Origin of the sequence: Haloglomus litoreum (assembly GCF_029338515.1) — an archaeon.
GTDB classification, from domain to species: Archaea; Halobacteriota; Halobacteria; order Halobacteriales; family Haloarculaceae; genus Haloglomus; species Haloglomus litoreum.
On the sequence record NZ_CP119988.1, the window covers coordinates 1,562,772 to 1,575,689 of the forward strand.

Genomic DNA, 12,918 nt, shown 5'->3' on the forward strand with positions numbered 1-12,918 from the left:
CTCAGTTGCTCGCGAACTGCCGTTCCCAGTCGTCGATCCAGCCACTCACGTTCCCCTGTAGCTCCTCGTAGGTGAACGTCACGGGCTCGGGCGGTTCTCGGGCCAGCTCGGCGTAGTCCTCGGGCAGCTCGGCGCTCTCGGTCGCCGGGAACTGGACGTTCCGGACGGCGATCTCGCCCTGGATCTCCGGGCGCAGGCAGAACGACATGAACTGCCGCGCGGCGTCGGGCTGGTCGGCGTCGGCGAAGACGGCCATCCCCTCGGGGTTGGCGTACCCCTGGTCGTTCAGGAACCGGATCTGGTGTTCGGCCAGGTCCGCGCCCTCCTGGTCGGCGAACACCTGGTCGGTGGAGTAGGAGACGACCATCGGCGCCTCCCCGTTGCTCCAGGCGCCGTACGCGTCCGACCACGAGCCCAGCACCTGCACCTCGTTGTCCTGCAGGTCGGCCCAGTAGTCGAGGTAGCCGTCCGCGCCGAACTGCTTGATGGTGTGCAGGAGGAACGCCCGACCCGTCGCCGAACTCCCGGGGTTCTGTGCGATGAGGTCGCCCCGCATCTCCTCGGCCAGCAGCCCCTCGAACGTCTCCGGCGCGGTCATCTCGGTGCCGTCGAAGACGAGGCTGATGTAGCCCGTGTCGTACGGCACCGCGCGCTCCTGCGGGTCGAACTCCAGCCCGGGCTTGATGTCCGAGCGCCCCTCGACGTCGCCGGCCGCGGCGAACAGCTCCTCGTCGAGTTCGCGGTCGACCCGGACGAGGTCGTCGGGGTTGAGCCCCAGGTAGAGGTCGGCCTCGATGTCGACGCCCGCCTGCTGGCGCTGAATGTAGTGGTTCAGCTCGTTGCTGGGCGTCTGCCAGACCAGGTCGACGTCGAACTCGTCCTCGAAGGCCGACTTGAGCCACGCCCCCGGCGACGAGGAGGGCGAGTCGATGAGGGAACTGTACGTCCCGACGACCAGCGTGTCCGTCCCGCCGCTGGTGCCGGGATTGCTACCGAAGGTGCAGCCGGCCAGCGCGACCGTCGCCGCGCCGCCCGCCGCGGTCAGGAACTTCCGTCGGTTCACTACCGCGTGGTTACACCTCGTTGTATTTAATCGGACGGTTCCCCGGGGCCGTCCTGTCGCCCGACGAGCGGCTCGCTCCTCACGTGGGTCCCTCGCAGGAAGGGTCGGGGCGGATCCGAACCGGAGTCACTTCGCTCGCTCAGCTCGCTCGTGACAGGGTTCGAATCCTTCGGACCCATCCCGATTCCACGGACGCCTCGCTGTCGCTCGTCGTTGCGAGGAATCAGGGATGGGTCGGGGCGGATTCGAACCGCCGGCCTGCTCCGTGTGAAGGAGCCGTCATAACCGGACTAGACCACCGACCCGCGTCCCGAGGTAGCGGCGGCGCGAACCTTAAGGGTTGCCGATTGTGCGGACCGGACGGACCGCCCAGAGGGGGCCCAGCCCACCGGGAACCAACGGCTCACTCGTTAGAAATCCGATATATCCGTCAGATCTCGAAGTTTGGATGAGAATTGACGGATCAAAGCAATTATTCGCACTGTATCGTCATCTCTCTACGCGACGGGCTTGCGTTCCGCCTCGTCCTCGCGGCCGCGGTTGAACCGGCTGCGGGCGCGGGCGACGTACGCCTGTGACTCCACGGTGGCCCGCTCGCGTCGCTCGGAGATGTCGTCGCGCGCCCGGCCACGCAGGGTGTCGACCTCGTAGCGGATGCCCCGCCGGATGCTCTGTACGGTCCGTCGGAGGTAGTACGCCGCGTCCTCGAAGTAGCGGTTCATACCGGGGAGAGGCGCCGTGAACGGATGAACGTGTCGTGCGCCCGCCCGGTGGCTGTGGAGCAGGTGGATTTACGCCACGACACGCCGACCGGCGTGGCAGATGCCGTACGAGCGCCTTCGCGACCACCTCGTCGCCGCCGACGGTCTGCCGGTCGTCTGTCTCCCGGACGGGAGCGTGGACACGCTGTGCCGGGTGTACGACGGCGGCCACACCTGGGTCGAGTCGCGCGAGGTGTTCGGCCGGCGGATCGCGGCGGGCGAGTCCAGGTCGTTCCGGCTGGAGCCATACGACCGACAGCCGGGCGGGCAGTCGGTCAACGCCGCCCGGCAGGCCCACGCGCTGGGCGACGAGGTGACGCTGTTCGGCCACCTGGACCATCCGTTGCTGGCCCTGCCGTTCGAGACGTTCTCGATGGGTACGCCGGCCGAGGTGACGGTGCTCTCGTTCGACCGGACGGACCTGATGCTCTCGCAGGGGTCCCTGGCCACCGACGAGTGGTCGTTCGCCGACCTCCACGAGGGCGGCGCGCCGTTCCGCGCCCGGGTCGAGCGCGCCGGGTCGGTCGTACTGGCGAACTGGGTGTCGTTCCGCGACCTGACGCCGGCGATGCGGACGCTCGCGACCTACGACCTCGGGGCCCCCGTGGTGCTGGATCCGGGCGATCTGAGCGGCAGCGCGCCGGACGAGATCGGGGCCCTGCGCGACGCGATGGCGACGCTCGACGGGACGACACCGGTCGTCCTGAGCGCGAACGGTGCCGAGGTCGGGGCGCTGGCGGACGCCCTCGGCGTCATGGCGGCCGAGAGCCCGGCGCGCGAGCGGGCCCTCCGTGAGGCGCTCGGCATCGCGGCCGTCGTCCGTCACGATACCGCCGCGGCGGTGGCGGCCACCGACGACCGGTTCGGTGGCGCTGCGGTCCGGGTCGAGAACTTCGAGGCCCGGGAGATCCGGCGCCGGACGGGCGCCGGCGACCGGTTCACCGCCGGGCTGGCCCACGCGCTGGGGAGCGGCCTCGCGGTCGCGCCGGCCCTGGCGCTCGGCAACGCCTGTGCGACCTACTTCATCGAGCACGGTGAGACCGGCACTCGCGAGGACCTCGCCGCGTTCCTCGAGGCCCGGTCGTTCCCGTCCGGGTGAGACGGCCCCGTCACTCCCGTTCGGCGTCCCGCTCGAGAGGGTCACCGCGCGGACCCAGCACCCGCACCGTCCGTGCATCCCCGAGAGCCGGTCCCCCCCGTCCATCCGTGGGGGATCGGCCATGGATGGCCAGGGTGCGGCGACGGTATCAGACCCGTCCGATTCTCCCTGCCCTATCAGGGTACCTGTCGAACGGGCCCCTACAATTAAGGTCGACGGGTGGTACCGCCCCGCATGGATTGGCGTCAGGCCGAAGCCGAGTACACCGACGAGGTCATCGGGGAGACGACCATCCCCGTCGCGTTCTTCGATGCGGTCGAGCGCCACGGGGACCTCGACTGCCAGCTCTACAAGGGGGGCATCTACGACCGGTCGCTCGTCTCGGGCGACATCGTCCCGGCGGCGCCGTCGGGCGAGTACGCCGCCATCACGTACGAGTCGGTGGGCGACATCGTCGCCCGGCTGGCGGCGGGCTTCCGTGCGCTCGGGGTCGAGGCCGACGACCGCGTGAGCATCTACGCCGACACGCGGATGGAGTGGGCCCACGCCGACATGGCCATCCAGACCGCCGAGGGCGTCGCGACGACGGTGTACACCGAGTCCAGCCCCCGGCAGGTGAAGTACCTCCTCGAGGACCCCGGGTCGATGGGCGTCGTCGTCGAGAACGCGGACCTGCTGGAGACGCTGGGCGAGGTCGAGGGCGAGCTCGAGCTCTCGTTCGTCGTCACGCTGGACGAGGTGCCCAGCGACGCCGCGGAGGGGTTCGACGCGGACCTCCACACGCTCGCCGAGGTGTACGAACTCGGGAGCGAGGGCTTCGACCGCGACGAGGTGGACCGGTGGCTCGACCGCCGGGACTGGACCGACCTCTCCTCGCTCGTCTACACCTCCGGGACGACGGGCGACCCGAAGGGCGTGATGCTCCAGCACAAGCACTGGCGGAGCCTGATGAACGCCGTCCGCAAGCGGCTCGGCCCCCGCCCGGACAAGCCCGCGGACATGCCGAAGTTCGAGGCCGGCAAGACCTCGCTGGCGTTCCTGCCGCTGGCGCACGCGTTCGAGCGCTCGGGGCACTTCCAGTCGCTCGCCTCCGGTATCACCATCGGCTACGCCGAGTCCACCGACACCATCGCCGACGACATCCAGCAGGTGCAGCCACAGCTCGCCAACTCCGTCCCCCGTGTGTACGAACGCATCTACAACGGGATGCGCGAGCAGGCCAGCGACTCCCCCGTCTCGAAGCGCATCTTCGAGTGGGCCGTCGAGACCGGGAAGGCATACGACGAGGCCGAGTCGCCCGGACTCGGCCTCCGGACGAAGTTCGCGCTCGCGGACCGACTCGTCTTCTCGAAGGTCCGTGAGGCGCTGGGCGGCAACATCGAGATGTTCGTCTCCGGCGGTGGCTCGCTCTCCACGGACCTCGCCAAGCTGTATCGCGCGATGGGTATCACCATCATCGAGGGGTACGGCCTGACCGAGACGGCGCCCGGTCTCGTGTTCAACCCGCCCGAGGACATCAGGGTCGGAACGATGGGCCCGCCGCTGCACGACGTGCAGCTCAAGCTCGACCGTGGCGTGGTCTCACCCGAACAGAAGGAGGCCGCCGAGGGCGAGGTCGGCGAGCTGCTGGCGAAGGGCCCCAACGTCTTCGAGGGCTACTGGAACAAGCCCGACAAGACGGAGGAGGCGTTCACGGAGGCCGGCTGGTTCCGCACCGGCGACATCGTCGCGCGCGACGAGGACGACTACTACTCGTTCGTCGACCGCCGGAAGAACCTCATCGTCCTCGACACGGGGAAGAACGTCGCCCCCGAGCCCATCGAGGACGAGTTCGCCACCTCCGCCCGCATCGACCAGGTGATGGTCGTCGGCGACAACGAGAAGTTCATCGGCGCGGTCATCGTGCCGAACTTCGAGCAACTGCGGGAGTGGGCCGACGAGGAGGGCATCGACCTGCCCGACGACCCGGAAGCCGTGGCGAACGACGAGCGGGTGCGCGAGTGGATCGCCGAGGACGTCGAGGCGGTCAACGCGGACCTCGGCAAGTCCGAGCGGATCAAGGAGTTCCGGCTCGCCCCGGAGGAGTGGACCGCGGAGAACGACGCACTGACGCCGTCGCTGAAGAAGAAGCGCCGCGTCATCCGGAGCCGCCACGAGCACCTCATCGACGACATCTACGGGCGGACGCCGGCCGAGGCGGACGCCGACACCGGGGCCGCGGCCGACGACTGAGGCCGTTCGGGGTCCCCCGGCCCGGGCGCTCAGTAGCTCGGCGACTCCTCGGGGACGCCGTCGCGCTGGTTGACGACGCGCGCCAGCACGAACAGCGCGTCCGAGAGCCGGTTCAGGTAGGCGATGGCCGTCTCGTTGACGGGCTGGTCGGTCGCCAGCTCCACGGAGCGGCGCTCGGCCCGACGGACCACGGCGCGGGCGTGATGCAGGTGCGCGCCGGCCTCGCTCCCGCCGGGGAGGATGAACCGGTCCAGCGGCTCCAGCTCCTCGTCCAGGTCGTCCATCCAGTCCTCCAGTTCGTCGACGTGGCGTTCCTCGATGTGCGGGGCATCCTCGTCGTCGGCATCGGGGTTCGCGAAGTCGGCCTGCACGATGTGGAGGTGGTTCTGGACGGCCTCCAGCAGCTCGTCGATGTCGTCGTGGCCCGAGGGCCGGACCATCCCGACGACGGTGTTGGCCTCGTCGACGGTGCCGTAGGCCTCGATACGCGGGCTCGTCTTCGAGACGCGACTCATGTCCCGGAGGTCGGTCATCCCCTCGTCGCCACGACCGGTGTAGATCTTCATGGCCGCCGCTTCGGGTGGCGATGTCTTATAGGCGGGTGGCGGAGGTGGGGTGGTGCCGAGCGAGGCGAGTGCCACCAACCCGTCGCCGCCGTCGTCATCCAGGGACCTGGTGCGAACGTACCACCGGTCCATCGGGGGCCACCGTCCGAACACCGCCTGCCGTCCGGGTACGGTGCCCCGCCAGCCTTTTGCCACGGGTTCGCGTAGCCAGATGGCATGGGTCTGGACCGCGACAGGGCGGAGCCACGCGTGGAGGAACTCCCGGGCGAGAAGGCCCGAAGCCGAGTTGACTACCACCGGTCGTTCGCCGCGCCGTCGACGTACGTCTACGACTTCGTCTGGGACCACACAGCCCCCGCCGACGGCCCGTTCTGCACGGACGTCGACGGCAACGTCCTCCTCGATTTCACGAGCCACGTCGGGGCGGCGCCGCTGGGCTACCAGAACCCGAAGATCACCGAACCGATGGCCGCGTTCGATCTCCCCGAACCCGCGAAGATCGCGGGCCAGGACTTCTACCTCTCGGCCGGCGACCCGGACGACCCGCAGTTCCCGGGCCCGGCCGAGCTGATGGACCGGCTCGTCGAGGCGACGAGCCACTACGGGATGGACACCGTCTTCCTCTCGAACTCCGGCGCCGAGGCCGTCGAGAACGCGATGAAGATCTGCTACGACAACACCGGCGGGAAGTACGCCATCACCTTCGACGGAGCCTTCCACGGTCGGACGCTGGGGACGCTCTCGCTCAACCGGTCGAAGGAGATCTATCGGCGGGAGTTCCCCGAGATCGGACCCGTCCACGACGCACCGTTCTGCCGCGACCGCTCCTGTGACCCCGCGTCCTGTGCCTGTGGGTTCTTCCCCGACCCCTCAGGCGAGGGGCCCTCGGCGCTGCGCCGGATGCTCGACCCGGAGCGTGGGTACGTCAACCCCGAGGAGGTCGCCTTCCTCATCATGGAGCCGGTCCAGGGCGAGGGCGGCTACCACGTCCCCAGCGAGGCGTTCATGGCGGAGGTGGCCGACATCTGCGGGACCCACGACATCCCGCTCGTCGCCGACGAGATCCAGTCAGGGGTGGGGCGCTCGGGCGAGCTGTGGGCCAGCGACCACTACCCCATCGAGCCGGACGTCATCTCGGCCGCGAAGGCGCTGCGCGTCGGCGCGACCGTCGCCAGCGGGGACGTCTTCCCCGACGAGCGGAGCCGACTCTCCTCGACGTGGGGTGCGGGCGACATCGTGGGCTCGCTCCAGGGGGCGCTCACGCTCGACGCCATCCACGAGCACGACCTGCTGACCAACGCGACCGAGCGCGGGCGGCAGGCCCGCGAGCTGCTGGTCGATGCCGACCTCCCGGGCGCGACGGACGTGCGCGGGCTGGGACTGTTGCTCGCCGTCGAGTTCGACACCAGGGAACGGCGTGACGACGTGCAGGCGGCAGCGATGCAGCGCGGCCTCCTGACGCTGGGCTGTGGCCACAGCACCCTCCGGCTCCTGCCGCCGCTCGACGCCACCGAGCGCGAGATCCGGCTGGGTGTGGACCTGCTGGCGGAGGCGGCCCGGGACGTGGCCTGAACGACCGTCCTCGGGACGTAGCCTCCCCGGCCGTGTCCGCCGGCCGTCTGCCGAAGCTTCATTACTGTGCTCCGCGTCAACACGCCACATGTCGACCGACGACCGTGGCTCGATGGAGTTCGTACTGGACCACGACAACACGTTCGGGGCGCTCCCCGGGGCGATGACGGCGGTGGCGTGCCCGTCCTGCTTCAACCAGCAGCTCCTGAAGGACGTCATCGACACCGGGCGCTGTCGGAGCTGTGAGGCGGACCTGGAACTGACGCTCTCGGTGCAGTCAGATTGAGTCGGGTGCTCGCCCCGTACCTCGTCTTCACGTCCACAATTATGGAGGTTCGTCGGTAATGTGGTGTATAATCTGATAACCTCTGCTTCCCCGGGGCGCTGCTGGCGCTGCCAGCGCCCGGAAAGCGCGTCGTTGATAGGGCTCGGTCCGGTACCCGCAGTCGATGCGGGTCGAGCAGCTTGGTGACGGCGAGCCGGAGATCGCGGTGGTCGGGGGTATCCACGGCGACGAGCCGTGCGGCCCCCGGGCCATCGATGCGGTGTTGCAGGCCGACCCGGACGTCGCGCGCCCGGTGAAGTTCATCGTCGCCAACGAGGAGGCGATGGCGCGGAACCTCCGGTACGTCGAGGAGGACCTCAACCGGGCCTTCCCGGGCGCGCCCGACGCCGACACCCACGAGGCGCGGCTGGCCCACGAGCTGCTGGCCGAGCTGCGTGACTGTGTCGTCTTCTCGATGCACTCGACCCAGTCCTACGCCGGCCCGTTCGCGCTGTGCAACACGGTGAACGCCCTGGCGCGCTCGGCGTGCCCCTACCTCTCGGTCGACGCGCTGGTCGAGACCTCGCAGTTCTCGGAGGGCCGGCTCATCGAGCGCGAGGAGGTGCTGGAGGTCGAGTGCGGGCTGCAGGGCAGCGACCAGGCCGCCGAGAACGCCGAGCAACTCATCCACGAGTTCCTCGCCGCCGTCGGCGCCCTCCCGGGTGAGCCCCACCGGGACCGTGAGGTCCCGGTCTTCCGGATGCACCGGCGCATCCCGAAGCGGCGGGGCGACCGCTACGAGGTGCTGGTCGACAACTTCGAGCGCGTGGACGCGGGCGTCCCCTTCGCGGCCGTCGACGGCGAGCAACTCGTCGCCGACGAACCGTTCTATCCCATCCTGATGTCGGCCTACGGCTACGAGGACGTGTTCGGCTACACCGGCGAACTCGTCGGGAAGCTCGGAGTCGATGGGGAAGCGACCGCGCGGGCGGAGCGCTAGCGCCCCACGACGAGCATCTCGGTCGCGCCAGGCTGGAACTCGTAGGGAACCGTCCGGGTCTCGACGGCGATGCCGTCGGCCCGGAGTCGCTCGATGGTCGGCTCGACGAGCTTCGAGCGTTCGGTGTCCAGCGACGCCAGCGGGAACACCCGGACCTCGCCCGCGACCCGGGCGAGTTCACGCAGCGCGGCCGCGTGGAACGCCCCGTCCAGCCGGTCGTCGTAGAGGAACAGCAGGTTGGCCGACAGCGCCAGGTCGAAGCTGTCGTCCGGGAACGGGAGGTCCGGGAGCCCGGCCGCGAGGTAGGGGCCGTCGGGGTAGTCGGCGAGGAACGTCCGGTGGGCCCGCCGGAGGTGCTCGGCCCGGCTGTCGAGGTCGCCGTACCAGTCCCAGGTGAACAGGTCCCGGGACCCGCGTAACTGGTCGACGGTCGCCTCGCAGTCCTCGCGGGCCGTCTCCGCGATGGCCCCACGTGGATGGTCGTACAGGATGTCGGCTCCGATCGCCGACAGGCCCCGGTCCCGCGCGGTCGTCACGAACGAGCCGACCCCGGAGGGGCAGTCCAGCACGCGGTCGCCGGCCAGCCGGTCGACATCGAGGTCGAACATCGCGGCGTACTCCTCGAAGGTCCGGCCGATGGTCAGGAACTCGGCCTCGACCTCGAACCGCACGGGGTCGTCCGTGCTCCCCTCGCGGGTCGCGTCGTCGCCGGCCGTGCCGTGCTCCGGGTCGCCCACGTTACTCCCCGGGCGCCTCGAACTCGACCAGTTCGAGGTCCCGGCCGAGGGCGCAGTGGTCGTGCGGGGGGTCGCCCAGCACCTCGTCGATGCGGTACTCCGCGTCGAACTCCGCGCCGTCGGGGACGCAGAACTCGTGGCTCGGACACTCCGTGTGGGGGCAGGGCCCCTCCAGCGAGACGCGGCTCCCGGCGTACGCGGAGGTCGCGGCGACGTTCGCGGTGATGCTCGCGGGTTCGACCTCCACCGCCCGGACGCCGGTGTCGTGCATCGCACACTCCAGCGTCTGGCCGCCGTCGCGGACCTCGGTGACGCGGTACTTCCGGCCCTCGGTCAGGTTGAGACACTGGTTGCGGTAGGGACAGCCCGCACAGCCGCTCGCCTCGCCGCCGTAGACGAACTCGGTCCCCGGCTGCGCGAGGCGGGTCCCGATGAGCGTGACCTTCGACATGGCGATGGGTTGGCGGCCGGTGGGTGTAAGTCTCCGGGGTCGAGCTCCCGGTGGTGTATCCGGTGGGTGTGATGGGCTCGTCGTGCGTGGCTCCCGGGCTACCCGCCGGTCAGCTCGTCAAGCGCCTCGAAGTACTCCTCGCGGGGGACCTGGTAGAGGTCGCGGTAGTCCACGTCGCCGCGCGCGAAGCGGGCGGCCAGGTCGCGCGCGCCCTCGAGTGCGGCCGGACGCGAGTCGAACAGTTCCTCGGGTGCCGACACGTCCGGCTCCAGGTAGAGCGTCACGACCCAGCTGGCACCGGGCGGTGCCTCGCGCTCGACGCCGGGGCGCCGGTTCCGCCGGCCGTGGGTGACGTAGATGGTCGGCAGGCAGGGCGCGGGGAAGTCGCCGCCGTCGAAGACGTCCGGTCGGTAGACCAGAACGGTCCGGGCGTCGTCGTCACTCCAGACCTGCCACCCGTTGGGGAGCGCCGCCGGGTCCAGCGAGGACGGCTCGCGTGCGTCGTCGGTCATCGCCCCGGGGTACGCGCTCGGCCATCCTGAGTGCGGTGGTCCACGCCGCTCGCCGCGCCCGTGGCCGCCCCCGCTGGCCGGCAAGTATATAAGTGGGCGTTTGACGGGTCGTGTGGGGATTCGTGCCACCAGGGCGTCGGGTGGTGGTTTCGGTGGTGGACGGTCGTGTCGTTCGCGCGGTATTGCGGCAAAACTTATGAGTGACGGACTCTCATGGTTAATATAGTGCGGTGGCATCGAGCCACCGAACGCCCCGGCCGCGCTCCCGTCCGTCGCCCCGCGACGTCGGGGCCGGCAGCGGAGTGTGGTAGGCCCACTCATCACATGGAACGCACTCATCCCCGGGCCCGTGCGAGCGGGGTTCCCGGACCGCGCCCCGGTGCCCGCGGGTCCTCCCGTCGGTGCAGCGAGGGCGGGCCCTACCTCCGTGTCGACCCCGGCGGCGGTCGCCGTGACGACCGACCCGACGGCCGTGACTCCCCCAGCGAGAACCAGACCAACACATGAGCGAACGAGAGAGCCTCGAAGCACTCAGCCAGGAGTACCGTGAGACCATCCCCGAGGACCTCCGCGAGACCCACTCCTTCGAGTGGTACCTCGACGAGGTCTACGAGCACCCGCACATCGCCCGCAACGCCCACCAGCGCGTGGCGGATATGTTCGACTACTACGGGACCGAATACGACGAGGACGCCGGCGTCGTCGAGTACCGCCTCGCCAGCCAGGACCCACTCAACGACGGCGAGAACACCTTCTACGGCCGGGCCGTCCACGAGTCCATCCACGAGTTCGTCAACAAGGTGAAATCCGGTGCCCGCGGGCTGGGCCCCGAGAAGCGCATCAAACTGCTGCTCGGGCCGGTCGGGTCGGGCAAGTCCGAGTTCGACCGCCAGGTCCGGACCTACTACGAGGACTACACCGCCACCGACGAGGGTCGGATGTACACCTTCCGGTGGACCAACCTCGGCGACGTCATCCGCGACCAGGACCCCGCGGACGATACGGTCCGGTCGCCGATGAACCAGGACCCGCTAGTGTTGCTGCCACAGAAGCAGCGCGACCGCGTGCTCGAACGCATCAACGAGGAACTCGACGCGCCCTACACCATCCGGAACGAGCAGTCGCTGGACCCGGCCAGCGAGTTCTACATGGACCGGCTGCTGGAGGAGTACGACGACGACCTCCAGACCGTCCTCGAGAACCACGTCGAGGTCATCCGATTCATCGCCGACGAGAACAAGCGCCAGGGTATCGAGACGTTCGAGCCCAAGGACAAGAAGAACCAGGACGAGACCGAACTCACCGGCGACGTCAACTACTCGAAGATCGCGGTCTACGGGGAGTCGGACCCGCGGGCGTTCGACTACAGCGGCGCGTTCTGCAACGCGAACCGTGGCATCTTCTCCGGCGAGGAGCTGCTGAAGCTCCAGCGCGAGTTCCTGTACGACTTCCTGCACGCCACCCAGGAGCAGACGATCAAGCCGAAGAACAACCCGCGCATCGACATCGACCAGGTCATCGTCGGTCGGACGAACATGCCCGAGTACCGGGACAAGAAGGGCGACGAGAAGATGGAGGCGTTCAACGACCGAACGAAGCGCATCGACTTCCCGTACGTCCTCCAGTACGCCGAGGAGGCGAAGATCTACCGGAAGATGCTGAACAACGCCGACGTGCCGGACATCCACGTCGAGCCCCACACGCTGGAGATGGCCGGCCTGTTCGGCGTCCTCACGCGTATCGCCGAACCCGACGGCGGCCAGGTCGGCGTCGTCCAGAAGGCCAAGGCCTACAACGGCGAGATCGACGAGGGCGAGGACATCGACGTGAAGAAGCTCCGCGACGAGGCCGCGGAGACGACCGACCTCGGCGAGGGGATGGACGGCGTGTCCCCGCGGTTCATCGGCGACGAGATCGCCGAGGCCATCATGGACTCGATGCACCGCGGTCGCGGCTTCCTCTCGCCGCTCACGACGTTCAACCACCTCGAGGAGAACCTGGAGAACCACGGCTCCATCCCCCAGGAGAACTTCCAGACCTACTACCGCTACCTCGAACTCGTCCGCGAGGAGTACAAGGAGCGCGCCATCGAGGACGTCCGGCACGCGCTCGCGTACGATCTCGACGAGATCCAGCGCCAGGGCGAGAAGTACATGGACCACGTCATGGCCTACATCGACGACGACACGGTCGAGGACGAGATCACCGGCCGCGAACAGGAACCGGACGAGAAGTTCCTCCGCGACGTCGAGGAGAAACTCGACATCCCGGAGGACCGCAAGGACGACTTCCGCCAGGAGGTCGCCAACTGGGTCAGCCGCAGAGCGCGCGAGGGCGAGACGTTCGACCCACAGGACAACGACCGCCTGCGCCGGGCGCTCGAGCGCAAGCTCTGGGAGGACAAGAAGCACAACATCAACTTCTCCGCACTCGTCTCCAGCGGGGAGATGGACGACGACGAGCGGTCGGCCTGGGTGCAGGCCCTGACCGACCAGGGCTACTCCGAGGACGGGGCCAGAGAGGTGCTCGAGTTCGCCGGCGCGGAGGTCGCCAAGACGGAGATGGAAGACTGATATGACCGACACGAACCGGGGTGTGGGACCGGGCGACGACGGGGCCGCCGACGGTGGCGAGGCGAGCCGAGCCTCGTCGGATCGCAA

The 12,918-nt window shown here is 69.2% G+C and carries 12 protein-coding genes and 1 tRNA gene; 6 read left to right on the forward strand and 7 right to left on the reverse strand.

All coding sequences use genetic code 11. The annotated features are described in order from the left end of the window. Position 1: 1 nt before the first annotated feature. The 3 genes from P2T62_RS07680 to P2T62_RS07690 form a co-directional block, all read right to left on the reverse strand. A complete protein-coding gene (locus tag P2T62_RS07680) occupies positions 2–1,063 on the reverse strand; it encodes a thiamine ABC transporter substrate-binding protein (protein WP_276260811.1) in 1,062 nt (353 codons plus the stop codon). Between the two features lie 230 nt (positions 1,064–1,293). After that, a tRNA-Val gene (locus P2T62_RS07685) sits at positions 1,294–1,368 on the reverse strand. 192 nt (positions 1,369–1,560) lie between these two features. Further along, a complete protein-coding gene (locus P2T62_RS07690; protein ID WP_276260812.1) occupies positions 1,561–1,785 on the reverse strand; it encodes a hypothetical protein in 225 nt (74 codons plus the stop codon). Positions 1,786–1,885: 100 nt separating this feature from the next. Here P2T62_RS07690 and P2T62_RS07695 point away from each other — a divergent pair, with 100 nt between their 5' ends. Next, positions 1,886–2,923 (forward strand): PfkB family carbohydrate kinase, encoded by a 1,038-nt coding sequence (locus P2T62_RS07695; RefSeq protein WP_276260813.1) that lies wholly within the window; start codon positions 1,886–1,888, stop codon positions 2,921–2,923. Between the two features lie 234 nt (positions 2,924–3,157). After that, the gene (locus P2T62_RS07700) at positions 3,158–5,155 is read left to right on the forward strand and encodes an AMP-dependent synthetase/ligase (RefSeq protein ID WP_276260814.1); all 1,998 of its coding nucleotides are present in this window, start codon (positions 3,158–3,160) and stop codon (positions 5,153–5,155) included. A 29-nt stretch (positions 5,156–5,184) separates the two neighbouring features. On the opposite strand, the gene P2T62_RS07705 is transcribed toward P2T62_RS07700, so the two are convergent. Next, positions 5,185–5,721 carry a cob(I)yrinic acid a,c-diamide adenosyltransferase gene (locus tag P2T62_RS07705; protein ID WP_276260815.1) on the reverse strand — a complete coding sequence of 179 codons (537 nt, stop codon included), beginning with the start codon at positions 5,719–5,721 and terminating at the stop codon, positions 5,185–5,187. Positions 5,722–5,943: 222 nt separating this feature from the next. Here P2T62_RS07705 and P2T62_RS07710 point away from each other — a divergent pair, with 222 nt between their 5' ends. The 3 genes from P2T62_RS07710 (at position 5,944) to P2T62_RS07720 (ending at position 8,558) form a co-directional block, all read left to right on the forward strand. Next, a complete protein-coding gene (locus P2T62_RS07710) occupies positions 5,944–7,293 on the forward strand; it encodes a class-III pyridoxal-phosphate-dependent aminotransferase (protein ID WP_276261589.1) in 1,350 nt (449 codons plus the stop codon). An 88-nt stretch (positions 7,294–7,381) separates the two neighbouring features. Beyond that, positions 7,382–7,579 (forward strand): hypothetical protein, encoded by a 198-nt coding sequence (locus P2T62_RS07715; protein WP_276260816.1) that lies wholly within the window; start codon positions 7,382–7,384, stop codon positions 7,577–7,579. A 163-nt stretch (positions 7,580–7,742) separates the two neighbouring features. Then, entirely contained in the window at positions 7,743–8,558 is an 816-nt protein-coding gene (locus P2T62_RS07720) for a M14 family metallopeptidase (RefSeq protein ID WP_276260817.1), read from the forward strand. Here P2T62_RS07720 and P2T62_RS07725 read toward each other — a convergent pair. From P2T62_RS07725 to P2T62_RS07735, 3 genes are all read right to left on the reverse strand, one after another. After that, a complete protein-coding gene (locus P2T62_RS07725; protein ID WP_276260818.1) occupies positions 8,555–9,295 on the reverse strand; it encodes a class I SAM-dependent methyltransferase in 741 nt (246 codons plus the stop codon). The two genes, P2T62_RS07720 and P2T62_RS07725, sit on opposite strands and share 4 nt — an antisense overlap. Before the next feature lies 1 nt (position 9,296). Beyond that, positions 9,297–9,746: a UPF0179 family protein gene (locus P2T62_RS07730; RefSeq protein WP_276260819.1), complete on the reverse strand. Its 450-nt coding sequence runs from the start codon at positions 9,744–9,746 to the stop codon at positions 9,297–9,299. A gap of 98 nt (positions 9,747–9,844) precedes the next feature. Next, entirely contained in the window at positions 9,845–10,258 is a 414-nt protein-coding gene (locus P2T62_RS07735; RefSeq protein WP_276260820.1) for a DUF5820 family protein, read from the reverse strand. Positions 10,259–10,761: 503 nt separating this feature from the next. Here P2T62_RS07735 and P2T62_RS07740 point away from each other — a divergent pair. Beyond that, on the forward strand, positions 10,762–12,831 hold the full coding sequence (locus P2T62_RS07740; RefSeq protein WP_276260821.1) for a PrkA family serine protein kinase: 2,070 nt from the start codon (positions 10,762–10,764) through the stop codon (positions 12,829–12,831). Positions 12,832–12,918: the final 87 nt, after the last annotated feature.

What these genes read in the sequence shown, in the direction of transcription:
- P2T62_RS07690 (WP_276260812.1), bottom strand. Translation starts at nt 1,785, where the DNA reads ATGAACCGCTACTTCGAGGACGCGGCGTACTACCTCCGACGGACCGTA.
- P2T62_RS07695 (WP_276260813.1), top strand. Translation starts at nt 1,886, where the DNA reads ATGCCGTACGAGCGCCTTCGCGACCACCTCGTCGCCGCCGACGGTCTG.
- P2T62_RS07700 (WP_276260814.1), top strand. Translation starts at nt 3,158, where the DNA reads ATGGATTGGCGTCAGGCCGAAGCCGAGTACACCGACGAGGTCATCGGG.
- P2T62_RS07705 (WP_276260815.1), bottom strand. Translation starts at nt 5,721, where the DNA reads ATGAAGATCTACACCGGTCGTGGCGACGAGGGGATGACCGACCTCCGG.
- P2T62_RS07715 (WP_276260816.1), top strand. Translation starts at nt 7,382, where the DNA reads ATGTCGACCGACGACCGTGGCTCGATGGAGTTCGTACTGGACCACGAC.
- P2T62_RS07720 (WP_276260817.1), top strand. Translation starts at nt 7,743, where the DNA reads ATGCGGGTCGAGCAGCTTGGTGACGGCGAGCCGGAGATCGCGGTGGTC.
- P2T62_RS07730 (WP_276260819.1), bottom strand. Translation starts at nt 9,746, where the DNA reads ATGTCGAAGGTCACGCTCATCGGGACCCGCCTCGCGCAGCCGGGGACC.
- P2T62_RS07735 (WP_276260820.1), bottom strand. Translation starts at nt 10,258, where the DNA reads ATGACCGACGACGCACGCGAGCCGTCCTCGCTGGACCCGGCGGCGCTC.
- P2T62_RS07740 (WP_276260821.1), top strand. Translation starts at nt 10,762, where the DNA reads ATGAGCGAACGAGAGAGCCTCGAAGCACTCAGCCAGGAGTACCGTGAG.